The organism is Cellulomonas sp. WB94 (assembly GCF_003115775.1).
GTDB lineage: Bacteria > Actinomycetota > Actinomycetes > Actinomycetales > Cellulomonadaceae > Cellulomonas_A.
Genome location: NZ_QEES01000002.1, coordinates 1,045,361 through 1,063,795, shown reverse-complemented (window position 1 = coordinate 1,063,795; position 18,435 = coordinate 1,045,361). Strand labels below are relative to the sequence as shown.

11 protein-coding genes are annotated in these 18,435 nt (G+C 71.2%); 9 read left to right on the top strand and 2 right to left on the bottom strand.

Annotated features, from left to right (window positions below; all coding sequences use genetic code 11):
• Positions 1–247 precede the first annotated feature (247 nt).
• The 6 genes from DDP54_RS06065 to DDP54_RS06040 all read left to right on the top strand — a co-directional run bounded on the left by DDP54_RS06065 (position 248) and on the right by DDP54_RS06040 (position 14,007).
• On the top strand, positions 248–5,695 hold the full coding sequence (locus DDP54_RS06065; protein ID WP_146192369.1) for an IPT/TIG domain-containing protein: 5,448 nt from the start codon (positions 248–250) through the stop codon (positions 5,693–5,695).
• 87 nt (positions 5,696–5,782) lie between these two features.
• A complete protein-coding gene (locus DDP54_RS06060; RefSeq protein WP_158274463.1) occupies positions 5,783–7,057 on the top strand; it encodes a multicopper oxidase domain-containing protein in 1,275 nt (424 codons plus the stop codon).
• 22 nt (positions 7,058–7,079) lie between these two features.
• Positions 7,080–8,378, top strand: a complete 1,299-nt coding sequence (locus DDP54_RS06055; protein ID WP_109130981.1) for a multicopper oxidase domain-containing protein — start codon at positions 7,080–7,082, stop codon at positions 8,376–8,378.
• A gap of 9 nt (positions 8,379–8,387) precedes the next feature.
• Positions 8,388–11,534 (top strand): multicopper oxidase domain-containing protein, encoded by a 3,147-nt coding sequence (locus DDP54_RS06050; RefSeq protein ID WP_109130980.1) that lies wholly within the window; start codon positions 8,388–8,390, stop codon positions 11,532–11,534.
• Positions 11,535–11,599: 65 nt separating this feature from the next.
• Complete coding sequence (locus DDP54_RS06045; protein WP_109130979.1) at positions 11,600–12,115, top strand: hypothetical protein; 516 nt, start codon at positions 11,600–11,602, stop codon at positions 12,113–12,115.
• A 14-nt stretch (positions 12,116–12,129) separates the two neighbouring features.
• On the top strand, positions 12,130–14,007 hold the full coding sequence (locus tag DDP54_RS06040; RefSeq protein WP_158274462.1) for a copper resistance protein CopC: 1,878 nt from the start codon (positions 12,130–12,132) through the stop codon (positions 14,005–14,007).
• On the opposite strand, the gene DDP54_RS06035 is transcribed toward DDP54_RS06040, so the two are convergent.
• Positions 13,991–14,212: a hypothetical protein gene (locus tag DDP54_RS06035; protein ID WP_109130977.1), complete on the bottom strand. Its 222-nt coding sequence runs from the start codon at positions 14,210–14,212 to the stop codon at positions 13,991–13,993. The genes DDP54_RS06040 and DDP54_RS06035 overlap by 17 nt on opposite strands.
• On the bottom strand, positions 14,209–15,114 hold the full coding sequence (locus DDP54_RS06030) for an SPFH domain-containing protein (RefSeq protein WP_109130976.1): 906 nt from the start codon (positions 15,112–15,114) through the stop codon (positions 14,209–14,211). The genes DDP54_RS06035 and DDP54_RS06030 overlap by 4 nt, the downstream gene beginning before the upstream one ends.
• 211 nt (positions 15,115–15,325) lie before the next feature.
• On the opposite strand from DDP54_RS06030, the gene DDP54_RS06025 reads away from it, so the two are divergent.
• The 3 genes from DDP54_RS06025 (at position 15,326) to DDP54_RS06015 (ending at position 18,368) form a co-directional block, all read left to right on the top strand.
• Positions 15,326–15,778, top strand: coding sequence for a GyrI-like domain-containing protein (locus DDP54_RS06025; protein ID WP_242448250.1), 453 nt, complete (start codon positions 15,326–15,328; stop codon positions 15,776–15,778).
• Positions 15,779–15,870: 92 nt separating this feature from the next.
• Positions 15,871–18,159, top strand: a complete 2,289-nt coding sequence (locus DDP54_RS06020) for a carbon starvation CstA family protein (protein ID WP_109130974.1) — start codon at positions 15,871–15,873, stop codon at positions 18,157–18,159.
• On the top strand, positions 18,159–18,368 hold the full coding sequence (locus DDP54_RS06015) for a YbdD/YjiX family protein (protein WP_109130973.1): 210 nt from the start codon (positions 18,159–18,161) through the stop codon (positions 18,366–18,368). Before DDP54_RS06020 ends, DDP54_RS06015 begins: the two co-directional genes overlap by 1 nt.
• The last annotated feature ends 67 nt before the right edge of the window (positions 18,369–18,435 follow it).

Genomic DNA, 18,435 nt, shown 5'->3' with positions numbered 1-18,435 from the left:
TGCATGAGCCGCAACGCGAGGCGAACCTGCTGGTGGGCGGGCCGCAGGGTGCGCGCTCATGACCGCCGGATGACGGCCGCGTGGCCGCTGATGACGGCGCGATGGCGACAGCCGCTCAGCGACATGACGAGCCCGTGAGGCTCGGGGTACGAATCGGTCAGATCGGGACATCGCGACCTCGCGCACCGCCACAGTGAGCTGCGGACCCCGGACTGGCGGGGGCCCACACCCGTGAGTGGAGGGCATCATGCGGAGTCCTGCGGCGTTGAGGCGCACGATCGGGTCCGTCTGCGCGGTCGCGATGGCAGTCACGCTGTTCCCGCTGGCGTCGGCGTCGATGGTGACGTCCGCCGTCGCGGCGCCCGTCCGTGCTGCCGCAGCGGCGACCGGACCCGGCAGCATCACGCTGCAGGTGCGCAGCTCCCGATCGGTCAACACCGGCCCAGGGTTCGTGCACGAGGGGGATGCGGTCACGGCGTACCGCTGGATCATCAACGCCGACGACACGGGCAACCCCGGCACGATCGCCGACCAGGGGACGACCTCGTGCCTGCCGGCGCGCGCGATCGGCGGCAGCGCCGACCCGCAGTGGGCGGACACCTGCCAGTGGCCCTCGATCCGCAAGACGTCGGGGCTCGCGCCGATCATGGCGCAGGGCGACGCGACGGACCTGAGCACGACCACGGCCCTCGACGGCCTCCCGGCAGGCAAGTACCTCATCTCGGTGATCTCCGACAGCTTCAAGATCGACGGCCAGCACTTCACGGTGACCCCTGGCGTGACCACCCCGGTCACGGTCTCGATGAACCCGACCCCGCTGCCGCTGACGACGTTGCGCATCGCGGTCTTCAACGACAACGCACCGGTCGACGGCACGTACGAGGTCGACGCCGAGCGCGGGCTCGCGGGCTTCACGGCACACCTCAGCGACGTCTTCGGCACCGTGAGCGTCGACTACTACGGCAACGCCCTGTGCACCGTCTACCAGCACCAGAACGCCAACGGCACCGGGCCGATCCTGTTCGATGCGAACAACCACCCGATCGTCGACACCACACGGTCGACCGGTGCGTGCACGAGCGACAGCACGGGGCTGATCGTCATCCCCAACATGGGACCGAACCGGTTCGCCGCGACCGTGACGCCGCCGGCCGTCCAGGCCGGGCAGACGTACCAGTGGGTCCAGACCACGACCCTCGAGGGCGGTCACGACCACGACATCTGGAGCCAGGAGGGCGCGACCGGGTTCGACACCGAGCAGACCAAGGGTGCCGAGCTGGTGCCGTCGGTCCAGTTCGGGTTCGTCCGGACGCTCGCGCTACCCGTCCTCGCGACGCCCCCGACGGGAGAGATCAAGGGCGTCGTCGTCGCCGGCCTGCCGTACATCGGCGGCCAGAACGGGCAGGTCGTGCCCGAGACCGGGCAGGCCGGGGCCAAGCTCGCCGGCCCGATCCGCCAGCCGTGGGTCGCGCTGTCCGACCTCGGCGCGGGTGACGCGGAGGTCTACCTCGGCCGCGGCGCCGACAACGGCTCGTTCGACATCACGGGCGTTCCGGACGGCACCTACCAGCTGACGGTGTGGGACGACGACCAGGACTACATCCTGTGGAGCTTCAACGTCGAGGTGTCCGGGGGCCAGACCGTCGACGTCGGCAACAAGATGCTCGTCGGCTGGTTCACGCACCTGCACGGGCACGTGTTCGTGGACTCCAACGGCAACGGCAAGCTCGACACGGGAGAGCGGGGCGTCCCGCTCTTCGCCCTCACCGTCCGCGAGCGCGACAACTCCCTGATGGACCAGGCGACCAACACCGCTACGACGGACACGACCGGCGCGTACGACATCCGCGAGGTGTACCCCCTCGGCAAGTGGCTCGTGCTCGAGGCGTTCAACACCCGGTACAAGACCACCGGCATCACCTACAAGGGTGAGAACGAGACGACGGCCACCACGAAGCTCGGCAGCCTCGTCGACCTGAGCGTCCTGCCCATCATCGGACTCGGCGGCCAGATCGACTGGGGCGTCCAGCCGTACGACGCCGGGACCAACGGCGGCATCGTCGGCACGGTCAGCTACGACACGACCCGCAACGAGCTCGACCCCGCCGACGCGGTCTCCGAGTCCTACCAGCCCGGCATCCCGGGCGTCGGGGTGCGGCTGTTCGCGACCGTTCCCTGCACCGCCACGACGGACGCCGACAAGGCCAACGCGTGCCGCCAGGACAAGGCGATCGTCCCGCTGCAGATCCCGGACCCGGCGTTCGTGCAGCCCGACCCGGCAGCGCCGGTGCCCGTCCCGCTCATCGCCAACCCCGACCCGCACCGCGGCGCCCTCGTCAAGGGTCCCGAGCTGCAGGACGCGGTCACGACGGAGGAGTGGTCCGCACCCCGCGGCTGCACCGCCCGCCAGTTCAACGGCAATGTGCTGACCGACCAGCAGGCACTGCCGGACTTCGGCGCAGCCGCGAACACTCTGTGCGTCGAGGCGCCCATGATGGGCGTCGCGATCGGCCCGAGCGACACGACCGACCCGACCTCCGCCGGCCAGACGGTCAACGGCAACTACGGCTTCACGACCTCGAAGCTCAACCAGTGGCCCGCGACGGACACGGTGCACAACCCGGCCGGTCTCGACCTGTACGCCCCACTGCCCGCCGGCGAGGAGCAGGACCTGCGTCCGCTCGACTACATCGTCTCGGTCGACATCCCGACCGACCCGGTCGACGGCAAGCCGATGTACAAGGTGACGCGCGAGGAGGACGTCAACGTCTTCGACGGGGACACCTACCTCCCGCAGGAGAACTACCCACCGGCCACCCCGGCAATCGCGGCGGACCCGTCCGGCCCGCCGCTCGGTACTCCCACGCCGCCCTCGCAGCCACCGTCCCAGCAAGCTGGCATCATCTCGGCCTGCGCGGGCGACCTGCACACGGTCACCGTGACCAACTCCGCGTTCCTGGCCGCGGGCGGCAGCCCGTTCCAGGGTCTCGAGCGGCCGCTGTGCATCGACAAGCTCGTCACGGTGCGCTCCGGTCAGGCGACGGCGCCCAACTTCAACCTCTTCACCGACGTGCCCCTCCCGACGCACTTCTGGGGCCTGACGCTGAACGACCTGGGCCTGACCCTCGACAAGCGCAGCGTCAACTACGGCGAGGCGCAGGGCCTGCCGTTCGTGCCGGTCGGCCTCTACGACTGGTCCGGTCGGCTCGTCGACACGACGCACACCGACTTCAACGGGCTGTACGAGGCGCTCGAGCCCTCGACGGACACGTTCAACTGCCCGGTCCCGGCCGGCCCGTGCCCCAACATGTATCGCTTCGTGGGCAACGACCCGGGTCAGCCTGGTGCACTCAACTCCGACTACAACCCGCGGTTCCGAACCATCGCGACCAACTTCCAGGCGTGGCCCGGTCTGTACACGGTGACCGACGAGGCGCCGACCCAGGTCGCCGCGACGGTGCTCGCGCCGGACACGACGACCGCGAACCCGCTGGTCTGCGACCTCGGCACGGCGTCGCCGCAGCTCCTCGCGGTCGACCGCCCGTACATCCGGCAAGGCACCCCGGCCGACACCCGGGTCGTGACCGTCACGGGCTTCGGCTTCGGGACGGCCGCCGGGACGCTGAGCCTCAACGGCACCGCGGTGCCCACGACGAGCTGGACCGACGGGACCATCACGTTCAGGGTTCCGGCCGGCTCGACCGGCGCGCTCACGCTGAGCCTGACCGCGGCGGACGGCCTGTCCACCTACAACGGGATCACCATCCAGGCGATCGGGGCGTCGAGCAGCACCACGGTCGGCAGGTCGGCCACGACGCCGCGGCTCGCCGAGGTGGGGCCCGGCAAGCAGTTCTCGACCATCCAGGCAGCCCTCGAGGCGGCCCGGCCGACCCGGACTCAGCCGTACTGGCTGGTCGTGGTGTGGCCCGGCGCGCAGTCCTCGGCCAACCCGCAGGGTGAGTACACCGAGAACGTGATCGTGCACCACCAGGTGCGCATCCAGGGCGTCGGCCCGGGCGGTTTCCGTCCCGACAGCTCGTTCGTCCGTGGCTCGATCATCGACGGGTCCGGCTTCAACCCCGACAACCCCAGCGGTCTCGCGTGGGTGACCCTGCTGGGCGGCCTGCGGTACTCGGGCAACCCGGCGGTGCCGGACGCGGCCGTGGTCACAGTCCTCGACGACCCGGCGCTGGCCGGCGTCGTCCCGGTCTCCTACCCGACGACGCTCGATGGGTTCACGGTGACCGGTGGCGCGCAGTCGGACTTCCCGGCCAACGTCAACCTCATCACGGGCGGCATCAAGACGCCGTACGGCGCCGCAGGCGCTCTCGTGACGCAGGGCGGCGGCGTGTACGTGCACGCCGGGGTCATCGGGATGCGGGTGACCGACAACGTCATCCGCGGCAACGGCGGCTCCTACGGCGGGGCCGTGCGCGTCGGCACCCCGTACGTGGGTGACAACCGCAACTACGGGTTCGTGCTCGCGCACAACCAGGTCCGCGACAACGGAGGCACCAATCTCGCGGGCGGGATCGGCCTGTTCGCGGGCGCCGACGGCTACCAGGTCGACGGCAACGCGATCTGCGGCAACTTCTCCGCCGAGTACGGCGGCGGTGTCAGCGCCTTCGGCTACCAGTCGAACCTCGGCTCGCTGGTGTACGGGGTCGCGCGCGGCGGCAGCATCACCAAGAACCGCATCTGGTTCAACGCGTCCTACGACGAGGGCGGCGGCATCATGATCGCCGGCGAGCTGCCGGCCGACCCCACCGCGCTCTCCGAGGGCTCCGGTCCGGTGACGATCGACTCGAACATCATCCAGACGAACCTTGCCAACGATGACGGCGGCGGGGTCCGGCTCCTGCAGACGAGCGGGTCGCACATCTCCCGCCTCACGCCCGAGACGATCACGCTGACCAACGACACGATCGCGAACAACGTCTCGGCGCACGAGGGCGGCGGCATCGCCCTGGACGACGCGGCGTTCGTGAACATCGTCGACAGCACCGTGGTCAAGAACCTCACGACGGCCACGGCCGTGACGAGTGACGGGGCCGCCGCACCTGCCGGGCTCTCGACGGGCGGCAACAGCGACCCGCTGCAGGCACGGCTGCGCACCGCGGCGCTGTTCCCCGCGTCGGCGACCCTCGGCACGACCGAGTTCAGCAAGCCGACGCTCCTCGACGACGTGTTCTGGGACAACCGAGCCGGCAGCTTCAGCGGCGGCTACGTCTACGGGATCGGCGGGACGCTGCCCGACGGCACCGACGCCGGGATCGAGAACTGGGACATGGGCGTGACGGGCCTCCCCGGGACGCTCTCGCCCATCGGCTCGGTCATCCAGACGACGACCGGGACCGACGGCGGGACGAGCACGACGGTCACGGACGACCCCGTGCTCAAAGCCCCCTACGACGTGACGGTGAACGTCCTCGCGTCGCGCACCTACCCGGCGTTCCGGCAGGCCGTGATCGTGGCCCAGCTGCTGCCGCCGAGCCTGCTGGGCGACTACCACCTGCGCGACGCGACCTCACCCGCTGTCGGACGGGGCCTGGCCAGCACGACCGTGCGCTGGGGCACGGGTTTCCTCGGCTGGACCTACGCCGTCGCCGCACCGCGCGTCGACATCGACGGCCAGACCCGTCCGTCCCGGACGCCCGGCCAGTACGACGCCGGCTCCGACCAGCTGTACCCGTGATCCACCGGTGGCCTGCCGGTCCCCCTCGGCAGGCCACCGGTTTCGCCCGCAGTGCCTGCTCCGCCCGCTCCGACCGTGGAGATGACCATGAACGTCAATGCCTCGCCCCAGGGACCCTCTCGCCGGTCCGTCCTCTTCGGTGGCGTCGGTCTTGCCAGCGCCGCCCTGTTCGGGGGTCGGGTCCTTGACGCGCCGCGGGCGGCGGCGGCCCCCAGTCGCGCGGCGGCGGCCGCCGTGGCCCACCCCCAGAAGCAGCTGCACCTCGCGGGGACGGACGGCTGGGTCTCGATGCCGCAGGGCGCACCGGCGGACCCGCCGTTCTACCCCGACGCGCTCGCGCCGAACCCCTTCGACACCTACGTGTTCGGGTTCCGCGACGTCACGGGCATGACCTCGACCCAGATCGCCGCGCAGCGCGGCAAGGCGCAGATCAGCGCGCCGATCCTCGCGTTCGACGAGGAGGACGACATCACGATCACGCTGACGAACCTGGGGCTGCTGCAGCGACCGGACCTCTTCGACGGGCACACCCTGCACTGGCACGGCTTCGTCAACGCGATCCCGCTGTTCGACGGCGTCCCGGAGCTCTCCCTCGCGGTCCCCGTCGGCCGCGACCTGTCCTACTTCTACCGCCCGCACGACGCCGGGACGTACATGTACCACTGCCACTTCGAGGACGTCGAGCACGTGCAGATGGGCATGACGGGCATGGTCCTGGTGCGGCCCAAGCAGAACCTGACGCCGGTCGGCACGGACCCCGTCGGCTCGAAGTACGCCTACAACGACGGCGACGGCTCGACGCGCTATGACCGCGAGTTCACGTTCATGCTCACCGAGCTGTGGTCGGCCGCGCACTACCGCGACGCCCACATCCAGGTCAGCGACTGGACGGACTACGACCCGAGCTTCTGGCTGCTCAACGGGCGCGGCTACCCGGACACGGTCCAGCCCAACGGGAACCCGAACCTGAGCGCGGCCGGTCGCCTGCAGTACCAGCCGATCTCGTCGCTCGTGACGTGCAACGCGGGCGAGCGCGTGCTGCTGCGGATGTCCAACCTGGGCTACCAGAACCACGCGATGTCGGTCGACGCCATCGACCTGCAGGTCGTCGCCAAGGACGCGAACCTGCTCAAGGGCCGCGACGGCACCACGAACTACCTGACGACCAGCTCCGTCGACGTGGGCCCCGGGGAGAGTCGCGACGTGATCTTCGTCGCTCCCGGCCCGGGGGAGTACCTGCTGTACGACCGGCAGTACTCCTACCTCGACAACGGCGGCGGCGCCGGCTACGGCGGCATGATGACGAAGATCCTCGTCGGGCCGCCGGGCACCTACGGACCCCAGACCGTCGTGAACGCGTGACGACAGCGACCGAGGAGACCTCATGAGTCCCGCACTGCGTGTGAGCACCCGACGGCTCGCCGTCGCCGCGACGGTCCTGGCGGTGGCCCTGGCCGCATCCGTCGCGACGCTGCGCCCGGCCGAGGCCGCGACGTCCGAGGGTCTGGCGTGCGACAGCAACGCCCAGCAGACGTTCTCGTTGACCGCCCGGGACGGCTACATCTCGACGCCCGACGGCAACTCGATCTACATGTGGAGCTACAGCAACAGCTCGCGCGGCTTCCAGCTCCCGGGGCCGACGCTCTGCGTGACCGCCGGGCTGCCCGTCACCGTGATCCTGCACAACACCCTGCCCGAGGCCACGTCGATCGTCTTCCCGGGCCAGAAGAACGTGAAGGCGAACGGCAACCCGGCCCAGCCCCAGCTCGACCCGGGTGGCTCGCTGACGTCGCTCGTGCAAGGGGCCGAGGCCCGGAACGGCTCGGTGACCTACACGTTCACGCCCGGCAGCCCGGGCACCTACCTCTACGAGAGCGGCACGGACGCGAACAAGCAGCTCCAGATGGGGCTGTACGGCGCACTGGTCGTCCGGCCGAGCGGCCACCCCGACCAGGTCAACGACCGCGCCGACTCGGTGTTCAGCCCGGCGCACGAGTACGTGTTCCTGCTGTCGGAGATCGACCCCGACCTGCACCTGGCGGTCGAGCGGTCCCAGCCCGTCCGCTGGGCGACGTTCCACCCGCGGTACTACCTGATCAACGGCCGGAGCATGCCGGACACGCTCGCCCCGAACTACGCGTCCTGGCTGCCGAACCAGCCGTACGGCGCGTTCGTGCACATCCGTCAGTGGGACGCGACGAGCAACCCGCTGCCCGCCGTCATCCGCTACCTCAACGCGGGCACGGTCAACTACCCGTTCCACCCGCACGGCAGCGACGAGCGCGTCGTCAACAAGGACGGCCGCACGCTCGCGGGCCCGGCAGGTCAGGACCTGTCCTACGAGAAGTTCGACCTCGACGTCCAGCCCGGGCAGACGGTCGACGCGCTCATGGACTGGCGCGACGTCGAGCAGTGGGACGCCGCGACCAACCCGATCCCGACGCAGATCCCGGCCATCACCGACCAGCTCCTCGTGGGCACGGACACGTGGTTCAGCGAGAGCCCGTACCTCGGCACCAAGAACGCGTTGCCGCCGACCATCACGTCGAACAACGAGTGCGGCGAGTACTACCACATCGCCCACAGCCACGCCCTGCAGCAGGCCACCAACTACGGCGCGACCTTCGGAGGGATGATGACGGTCTTCCGCATCGATCCTCTCGCCGGTTGCCTGGCGAAATGAGGACCGGCGATGACTCTCGTCCAGTGGGCTGAATCGTCGACCACCCGCCCGAGCAGGCGCCGACGCACGGTCGGCGCGGGCGTCGTGAGCCTCGCGCTCGCGGTCGCCCTGGTGGGCGCGTCCACCCCGGCGTCGGCAGTGCCGACGCGGCTGCCCGCGAGCGTGCCGGCCGTCGTGCCGGCCACGGCGCACGGTGCCGAGCTGCACGCCGCCGCGGCGGGCAAGCTCGCGCCGCAGGGCTGCACGAGGAGCGGGACGACCGCGACGTGCGACCTGTACGCGATGACCGGGACGGCGTCGCTGCTCGGGCAGGAGATCCCGATCTGGGGGTTCTCTCCCTCGGGCGCTGCCGGGACCGCGACCGCGCCCGGACCCTTGCTCGTGGTCGCGCAGGGCGACACCGTGTCCGTCGTCCTGCACAACGGGCTCGCCGAACCGGTGTCGCTGGCGTTCCCGGGCCAGCCCGCGTCCGCCTTCACCGCCGGCCTGTCGGCCCAGGCCGAGGAGACCGGCGCAGCACCCGGCACGACCCAGACCTACACGTTCACGGCCGCCCGTGCGGGGACGTTCCTCTACGAGGCGGGGCACACGTCGGGCGGTGCCCGGCAGGTCGCGATGGGGCTCGGCGGAGCCCTCGTCGTGCAGGCACCCGACGGCACGGCCTACGGCTCGCCCGCGGGCTACCCCAGCACCGCGTACGACGACGCCGCCGTCGTCGTGCTCAGCGAGGTCGACCCGGCGCTCAACGCGGCACCGGCGACGTTCGACATGCGCAGCTTCCACCCGGCGTACCGGCTCATCAACGGCAAGCCGTACCCGTCGACCGACCCGATCAGCACCGACCAGGGCCACAGTGTCCTGCTGCGCTACGTCAACGTCGGGTCGAGCACCCACGTCATGAGCCTGCTCGGGGCCGACCAGACGCAGGTCGCCGAGGGCGGGCACCCCCGGCAGTTCGCGGAGAACGCCGTCGTCGTCGCGGTCGGACCGGGCATGACGGCCGACACGGTCGTGACGATGCCCACCGGCCCGGAGGCCAAGATCGCGCTGTACGAGGCTGCGGGGCACCTGGACAACGACGGCCAGTCGACGGCCGACCCGCTGTCTCTCGCGTTCGGCGGCATGCTCACGTTCCTCGACACCGCCGCGCCACCGCCCAGCACCGATCTCGTCGGGCCGGTATCCACGAACGTCGTGGCCGCGCCCAACCCGTCGGACGGACTGGCGCCCGTCGTCGTGACCGCGGACCTCAGCGACGCCACCACGGGTGGCTCACCCGTGACGCAGGCGGAGCTCGTGATCGACGACGCCGTGACCGTCGGTGTCGGCTTCGGCACCCCGATGACCGGGGCCTTCGGCGGTGTGGACGTCGTCGGCGCCTCGGGCACGATCACCCCGGCCGTCCTGGCCGCGCTCGACGCAGGCAAGCACACCGTCTTCGTGCGCGCCCTCGACTCCGCAGGCAACTGGGGCGTCGTCGGCGGCGTGATCCTCAACCTGCCCAAGGTCGGGCCGCAGACGGTCAACGGCACGGTGAGCCCGACGCCGGCCGACGGGACCCTCGACGTGGCGGTCTCCGCCACCGGCGACGACACCACGGCCGAGGGCACCATCACCGACGCCGAGTACTTCCTCGACACGCTCGGCGCCGCGGGCACCGGCGCGACGTTGACCCGCAACCGCACGGCCACCGTCGTCTCGGAGGACGCGACCATCCCGGCCGCGACCGTGCACGCGCTCGGCGAGGGCGTGCACCACGTGCTCGTCCGCAGCAAGGACTCCCTCGGGCTGTGGGGCCCGGAGCTCGACATCCCCCTGACCGTGGACCTGACGGGTCCTGGAGTGGAGGCGGCCAGCGTCGGACCCAACCCGACGAACGGCGTGCTGACCGATCGGAGCCAGCCGGGGTACCTCGTCGTCTCGGCCCGGATCACGGACCGTGACGCTGGCGGCGGCCTCCAGAGCGTCGTCAGCGACGCGGAGGGCTTCCTCGACCCGAACGCGGGCATCCCCGCCGGCGGGACTGACTTCCAGATGATCGCCGTCGACGGGCTCATGGACAGCCAGACCGAGACGGTCTACGGGCTCATCCCGATCTCGCAGATCCGGCCGCTGGCCGACGGCACGCACCACGTGCTCGTCCGCGGCCAGGACGCTGCGGGCAACTGGGGTGCGCTGTTCGGGATCGACCTGGTCGTGGACAAGGCGGCGCCTGTGCTCGGGGCCGTGGTCGGCACACCGAACCCGACGCTCGGAGCTGCGAGCCTGACGCTCACAGCTCCGGTCAACGAGGTCTCCTTCGCCGCAGCCGAGTTCTGGCTCGGCACGACCGACCCCGGTGCGGGCAAGGCGACGCGGGTCCCGGTGAGCCTCGTCGGGACGAGCATCGTCGCCACGGTGCCGCTCGCGACGATCGCTCTCGGCGCGCAACGGTTCAACCTGCGGGTCCAGGACCTCGCAGGCAACTGGAGCAACGCGGTCAGCACGACAGTCACGGTCAGCCGCCCCAACGCGATCTTCTCCGACACGTTCGACTCGGGGACCTTCGCGGCCTGGTCGGCGTTCACCGGCGGTGTCGCGGTCACCTCGGCGGCGGGCATCCCCGTCGGCGGCGCGAACCGCGGCCTGCAGGTGACCCTGCCCGGTGGGTCCGCCAACCGGCTGAGCTACGTGACCGACACCTCACCGACCGGTGAGACCGGCTACCACGCGCAGTTCAGCCTCAACCCGAACACGCTGACCTCCGGCTCGGTCGCGAGCACCGTGCTCACGCTCTTCGAGGCGCGCACGGCGGCAGGCGGCCAGGTCCTCGCGGTGCAGTTCCACCGCACGGGTGCCGGCGTCAACCAGGTCCGGACCGTCATGGCCCGGTCGGGTGCCGCTGCTCTGACAGGCACGTGGGTGACGCTGCCGAGCGGTTCCCACACGGTCCGGGTGGACTGGCTGGCCGGCCCGGCGACGGGCGCCGCCGCGGGATCCCTGCGGCTGCTCCTGGACGGCTCGGTCGTCTCGACCCAGACCGGCAACTCGAGCACGCTCCTGGTCGACACTGCGGTCCTCGGTGTGACAGCCGGGGTCACGTCGACGGCGGGCTCCACGATGCGGGGCTCGGCGTACATCGACTCGTTCGTCTCGACCCGCTACACGATGCCGTAGGCCGTGGGTGCCCCTGGGCCGTGCACGCCGCGGCCCAGGGGCACCGACCCAGGAGGAGGCTCACCATGCTCGAGCTCACCGCGCCGGACACCACGCCGGGCGACGCGCCGGACGCCCTGCCGGGCGCCGTCGCAAGGAGGCGTCCGGCCGTCCGCTGGAGCGTGGTCGTGGTCGTGGTCATCGTCCTGCTCGTCACCGTGGTCATGGGCGGCCTGGCCAGGACCCGCGCGGCGGCGGACGGCGGCGTGCCGCAGGACGCCGCGATTGAGGCCGCGCTCGGGGTCCGGTTCTCGCGCGTCGCGGTCGTCGGGGACGGTGGTCTCATCGTCGTCAGCTACGTGGTGCTCGACGCCGAGAAGGCGACCCGGTTCCAGTCGGACACCGCCCACGCGCCGGTGCTGGTCAGCGAGGCGCGCGACCTGAGCACCAGGCGCGTGTCGCTCATGAAGCAGGGCCACGGCATGCGGCCGGGGCAGACCTACTACCTCGTCTACGAGAACACCGCCGGCGCGCTGCGGCCCGACGAGCACGTCTCGATCGAGACCGACACCCTCCAGCTCCGCCACATGCCCGTGCTGTGAGAGGCGGCGCTGCGGTGCGTGCGCGGTCGACCGTGACGCGGATCGGTCTGGCAGGTCTGGTCGCGGCCCTGGCGGTGCTCGTCGGCCCGGTGCCGGCCGCCCAGGCGCACGCGTTCCTGGCTGGCAGCAGTCCTGCCGACGGGCAGGTGCTCGTGGATCCGCCGGCCCAGGTCCGCCTGGACTTCAGTGAGTCGGTCGTGCTGAGTGCGACGCGCATCGACGTCGTGGACGCCACCGGCCGGCACCTGGACCTGGCGGGCCTGCGGATCGAGTCGGGCGCCGACGCCGCCGACCTCGAGCAGCCCGTCGAGGTCGTCGTGGACGTGCCGGCGATGGATCACGGTGCGTACCGGGTGTCCTGGTCGACGCTGTCGAGCGACGACCTGCACGCGACCGAGGGGGTGCTCGTCTTCGGCGTCGGTCAGGCCGTGACTGCGGGCGGGCTCGACGAGCCGTCGCCGCGACCGGTCGAGGCGACGCTGCGCTGGTTGCTCCTGCTCGGGCTGTCGGGAGCGCTGGGCGGCCCGCTCGCGCTGCGTCTCCTGGTGCGCGCGGATGGGTCGGACCGGGCCGCGTCGTTCGCGCGTCGGGCGGCGTCCGGCGGTGCCGTCGGCGGTGCCGTCGTCGCGGTGCTCCTGCTCGTCGACCAGCTGACCGCCAGCGGAGCAGACCCGGTCCGGCTGCTCGGCGGCGACTACGGCGGGCGGTGGGCAGTCCGCGAGGTGGGCCTCGTGGTCCTCGCGGTGTCGGGACTGAGCCGGGTACGCGCGTCCCGGCGTCACGCGCTGCTGCTCGCGGCCGGTGCGACGCTCGCCTGCCTCGGTACCGCCGTGCTCGGGCACTCGGCAGGCGGCGGCGGGCTGGATCTCACGCGGATCGCGGCGTCGGCCGCGCATCTCGCTGCGGCGACCACGTGGTCGGGATGCCTTACGGTCCTCACCGTCGCCGTGGTCCTGTCCGCGCGGGGCGGCCCGGCGGCGCGGCTCGTCGGCAGCCGGGCACTCCGCGCCTTCGGGCCGCCCGCCGCCGTGTGCGTGAGCGTCATGGTCGTGACGGGGGTCTACCTGAGCAGCGGGGTGGTGGGCTCGGTCGACGCGGCACTTGGCACAAGCTACGGACGTGCTCTCCTGCTCAAGGTCGGCCTGGCAGCAGTCGTCGGAGCGCTCGCCCTGGTCAACACGTCCCGGCTGCACCGTGCGGGCGGGTCGCGCACGCAGAGCACGCAGAGCACGCCGCGCCTCCCGCGACGCACCATCCTGGCCGAGGCCGTCCTGGGGCTCGTGGTGCTCGGGCTCGCCGCGGTCCTCACCAGCGGTCAGCCCGCCATGGAGCCGCAGCTCGTGCAGAGCGCGAACGGTCCGACCGACGGCCCGGTCGTCCGTCAGGTCGTCGACCTGCAGGAGACCCTCGACATCCGGCCCAACCGGCCCGGACCGAACGTCGTCATCGTCGAGGTCTTCGACACGCGTCGGCCCGCGCCCGCGCCCGTGCGCACGGTCGAGGTCACCGTCGCCGCTGCGGACGGGACGGTCGGGACGCCCGCACCGGCGGAGCCGCTGGGCAACGGGCGGTGGTCGGTCAACGTGACGCTGGCGAGCGCGGGGAGCGCGCAGGTGCAGGTCGTTGCGCATCGCGACGGGCTGGCCGACGCCGCGGTCGACTATCCGTGGTCGATCGGCAGCCTGACGGGCCCGCCGATCGCCCGCGTGTCCACGGCGCCGATCCGTGCCCAGCTGAGGGCCGCGGCGCTCGCGGTGTCCCTCGCTGTCCTGCTCGCCTGGTGGGCCGCGCTGGCCGTCGCGGAGCGTCGCAGAAGCTCCCGGACCGATCCGACAGGCGACGCAGCGGCGTCCGTGCTGCCCGACGAGCGGACGATCAGGGGTCGGACGTAGGTGGCTCCCCCTCGCGAGCCCGGGGCCGACCGCGCGGGGGGATCGGCGCGGCGTGCTTCGGCATGCGTCCCGCGTCGGCGAGCGCCCGACGCAGCAGCATCTCCACCTGGGCGTTGAGGCTGCGGAGCTCGTCGTCGGCCCACCGGACGAGCGCGTCGTGGACGGCAGGGTCGATGCGGAGCAGGACCTGCCGGCGCTCGCTCATGTGTACAAGGAGCCGGCGTTCACGACCGGCGACGGCGGCTGGTCCCCGCACAGCACGACCATGAGGTTGCTGACCATGGCGGCCTTCCGCTCGTCGTCGAGGCTGACGACACCGTTCTCCTCGAGCCGGTTCAGGGCGAGCTCGACCATGCCGACCGCACCCTCGACGATGCGCGAGCGGGCGGCGACGACGGCGCTGGCCTGCTGGCGGCGGAGCATCGCCTGGGCGATCTCGGGGGCATAGGCGAGGTGGGAGATCCGCACCTCGACGATCTCGACGCCGGCGATGGCGACCCGGGTGGCGACCTCGGCGGCCAGCTGGGCCGCGACGACGTCGGTCGAGCCGCGCAGCGAGGTGCCGGCCTCGGTGGTGTCGTCGTAGGGATGGGTCGTGGCGACGTGGCGCAGCGCCGACTCCGCCTGCACGGTGACGAAGTCGAGGTAGCTCTCGACCGCGTAGGTCGACTTGGCGGTGTCGGCGATCTGCCAGACGACGATCGCGGCGATCTCCACCGGGCTGCCGTCGGCGTCGTTGACCTTGAGGTGGGCGGTCTCGAAGTTGCGGACCCGGACGCTGACCTTGCGGCGCTTGGTCAGTGGCAGGACCCACCAAAACCCGGGCCGCTGGACCGTGCCGATGTAGCTGCCGAAGAACTGGATCACCGACGTCTGCCCCGGCGTGACGACCACGAGGGACGTGATGGTCAGGACGGCGACGACCGCGGGTACCCAGAGCCACGTCTCGGCGCTCTGCTGACCGACCGCGACCCACACCGCGCACCCGGCCAGGACCAGGACGCCGAGCCAGCCGCTGACGGCGAGGGCCGGGCGCTGACTGATGACGAGCCGAGCTCCTTGGAGCCCGACGGGCTCGGCCTTCAACGGTGACTCGATGGTGCTCACGGTCTGTTCCCTTCGCTCAAAGTGATATCACATTGATAGCACTCCCGTGAGCTCGCCACCAGCCCTTTCGCCAAGCGTGCGCGCGGTGGCCCACCCTCTCGAGTCGGACAATCGGGACGTTCGGTCCTACCGCCCCGACCTGACAGGTGGGTAGGGCTGAGGTAGCAAGCGCCGACCCAGGGCCCGCACGAGCGGACCGAGGTGTGCCATGATGATCGAACGAGCCGAGCGGAACCCGCAGCCGATCCTCGGGGTGCGCGAGGTCGTGCGGATGACGGCGTTCCAGGACTTCTTCGGCCGCGCCTTCGGTGCTGCGGCAGCTGACCTGGGCCGGCAGGAAGCCGCGCCGGCCGGACCCCCTGTCGCGTTGTACCGCGGTCCCGTCACCACGACGGTCGACGTCACCGCGGGCTTCCCCGTCGGGCAGCCCGTCACGCCGGGTGACGGTCTCGTCACCGCCACGCTCCCCGGCGGCCCGACCGTTGAGGCGGTCCACACCGGGTCGTACGACTCGCTGTCGACGACCTATGCCGAGGTCAACGCCTGGATCGCCGAGCAGGGGCTGACCCCCGAGGGGGAGATGTGGGAGGAGTACCTCGTCGGACCGGACGCTGAGCCCGACCCGAGCCGTTGGCAGACCCGGGTCGTCTTCCCCGTGCGCTGAGCAGACGTCGTGCCGAGGCGCTACACCTCCACGGCGAGGGGGTAGCGTCACTCGGGCAGGGGGATAATTCTTGCGGATTTCGGGGAGCAAAAATGGGCGCCAGCGTCGACGCACCGTATGGATCACCAGACAATTCGGACGTATTGAAGCAGGATCCGGGACTGCCACCCGTCGCACTCGACGAGGCAGCACTCGAGTCGCAGGACACCCACTGGACGCCGGCCAAGATCGCGATCTGGGTCGCCATCGCCCTCCTGGGTGGCGTGAGCTGGGTCGTCATCGCCGGAATCCGCGGCGAGACGGTCAACGCGGTGTGGTTCGTGTTCGCCGCCGTGTGCTCCTACCTCATCGCCTACCGGTTCTACTCCCGGTACATCGAGAAGCACCTGCTCCGGCCCGACGACAGGCGCGCGACGCCCGCCGAGTACGACGGGGACGGCAAGGACTACGTCGCGACCGACCGTCGCGTCCTGTTCGGCCACCACTTCGCCGCGATCGCCGGCGCCGGGCCGCTCGTCGGCCCGGTGCTCGCCGCACAGATGGGCTACCTGCCGGGCACGATCTGGATCATCGCCGGCGTGATCGTCGCGGGCGCGGTCCAGGACTACCTGGTGCTCTTCTTCTCCATGCGTCGCGGCGGCCGGTCCCTCGGCCAGATGGCGCGTGAGGAGCTCGGGGTCATCGGCGGCACGGCGGCCCTCATCGCGACGCTGACCATCATGGTGATCATCATCGCGATCCTCGCGCTCGTGGTCGTCAACGCGCTCGCCGCGAGCCCCTGGGGCGTCTTCTCGGTCGGCATGACCATCCCGATCGCCCTGCTCATGGGCTGCTACCTGCGCTTCTTCCGCCCGGGCAAGGTGTCCGAGGTCTCGATCATCGGGTTCACGCTCCTCATCGCCGTGATCATCGGCGGCGGCCTGATAGCCGACACGTCGTGGGGCGTGAGCTTCTTCACCATCGACAAGGTCGCGATCGGCTGGGGCATCATCGTCTACGGCTTCATCGCCGCGATCCTGCCCGTCTGGCTGCTCCTGGCCCCGCGCGACTACCTGTCGACGTTCATGAAGGTCGGCACGATCGTGATGCTCGCCGTCGCGATCGTCCTGGTCCGCCCCGTCATCAACGTCCCGGCCGTGAGCGAGTTCGCGTCCACCGGCAAGGGCCCGGTCGTCGCCGGCTCGCTGTTCCCGTTCCTGTTCGTCACGATCGCGTGCGGCGCGCTGTCCGGGTTCCATGCGCTCATCGCGTCGGGCACCACGCCCAAGCTCGTCGAGAAGGAGCGCCAGACGCGCTTCATCGGGTACGGCGGGATGCTCATGGAGTCGTTCGTCGCGATCATGGCGCTCGTCGCCGCGCTCTCGATCGACCGCGGGATCTACTTCGTCATGAACGCGCCGGCCGCGCTCACAGGCGGCACGGTCGAGTCCGCCGCCGCGTGGGTCAACGGGCTGGGTCTCTCGGGGGTCAACGTGACCCCGGAGCTGCTCACCGAGACCGCGAAGAACGTCGGCGAGTCGTCGATCATCTCGCGCACCGGCGGCGCCCCCACCCTGTCGGTCGGGCTCGCGCACATCATGCAGCAGCTCGTCGGCGGCACCGGGATGATGGCGTTCTGGTACCACTTCGCGATCATGTTCGAGGCGCTGTTCATCCTCACCGCAGTCGACGCCGGGACCCGCGTGGCCCGGTTCATGCTGCAGGACAGCCTCGGCAACTTCATCCCGCGGTTCCGCGACACGTCGTGGCGCGTGGGGGCCTGGATCACGACCGCGGTCATGGTCGGGCTGTGGGGCGCGGTCCTGCTCATGGGTGTCACCGACCCGCTCGGCGGCATCAACACCCTGTTCCCGCTGTTCGGGATCGCCAACCAGCTGCTCGCGGCGATCGCGCTCGCGGTCTGCATGGCCATCGTGGCCAAGCGGGGGGCGTTCCGGTACCTGTGGATCGTCGCGGTGCCCCTGGTCTTCGCCGCAGCGGTGACGATCACGGCGTCGTTCCTGAAGATCTTCTCGTCGGTGCCCGCGGTCGGGTACTTCGCGCAGCACGCGGCCTTCGGCAAGGCGCTGGCCGACGGCAAGACGAGCTTCGGGTCGGCCGCGACCGTCGAGGCGATGCAGGCGGTGTTCCGCAACACGATGATCCAGGGCGTCCTGTCGGTGCTCTTCGTGGTGCTGTCGATCATCGTGATCGTCGCGTCGCTCTGGGAGACCTGGAAGGCCTTCCGCCTCGGCGGTGGCCCGAACGCCGAGGACAAGGCGGTGCCGTCCCGGATCTTCGCGCCGGCCGGCTTCGTCGCGACCCCGGCCGAGAAGGTGCTCGAGCAGCAGTGGGCCGCGCACACCGGTCCCGCCGGCCGCGTCCGAGCGGGTGGCCACTGATGGGGGTGGCCGCGGCGGTGCGCCAGGGCGCACGAGGGGTGTCCTGGTTCGTCAAGGGGATGCTCCGTGAGGACGCGTACGAGAGGTACGTCGAGCACGTCGCGGCCCAGCACGACGGCGGGCACGGCGGACGCGTCATGACCGAGCGCGAGTTCTGGCGCGACGTGACCGACCGGCAGGACCGCAACCCGCAGGGCCGGTGCTGCTGACCCACCTCACGACGGTGTGAGACCCGACGCCGGTCGGCTCCTCTCGGGGAGCCGGCGGGCGTCGGCG

What these genes read in the sequence shown, in the direction of transcription:
- DDP54_RS06060 (WP_158274463.1), top strand. Translation starts at nt 5,783, where the DNA reads ATGAACGTCAATGCCTCGCCCCAGGGACCCTCTCGCCGGTCCGTCCTC.
- DDP54_RS06025 (WP_242448250.1), top strand. Translation starts at nt 15,326, where the DNA reads ATGATCGAACGAGCCGAGCGGAACCCGCAGCCGATCCTCGGGGTGCGC.
- DDP54_RS06055 (WP_109130981.1), top strand. Translation starts at nt 7,080, where the DNA reads ATGAGTCCCGCACTGCGTGTGAGCACCCGACGGCTCGCCGTCGCCGCG.
- DDP54_RS06035 (WP_109130977.1), bottom strand. Translation starts at nt 14,212, where the DNA reads ATGAGCGAGCGCCGGCAGGTCCTGCTCCGCATCGACCCTGCCGTCCAC.
- DDP54_RS06020 (WP_109130974.1), top strand. Translation starts at nt 15,871, where the DNA reads ATGGGCGCCAGCGTCGACGCACCGTATGGATCACCAGACAATTCGGAC.
- DDP54_RS06065 (WP_146192369.1), top strand. Translation starts at nt 248, where the DNA reads ATGCGGAGTCCTGCGGCGTTGAGGCGCACGATCGGGTCCGTCTGCGCG.
- DDP54_RS06050 (WP_109130980.1), top strand. Translation starts at nt 8,388, where the DNA reads ATGACTCTCGTCCAGTGGGCTGAATCGTCGACCACCCGCCCGAGCAGG.
- DDP54_RS06015 (WP_109130973.1), top strand. Translation starts at nt 18,159, where the DNA reads ATGGGGGTGGCCGCGGCGGTGCGCCAGGGCGCACGAGGGGTGTCCTGG.
- DDP54_RS06045 (WP_109130979.1), top strand. Translation starts at nt 11,600, where the DNA reads ATGCTCGAGCTCACCGCGCCGGACACCACGCCGGGCGACGCGCCGGAC.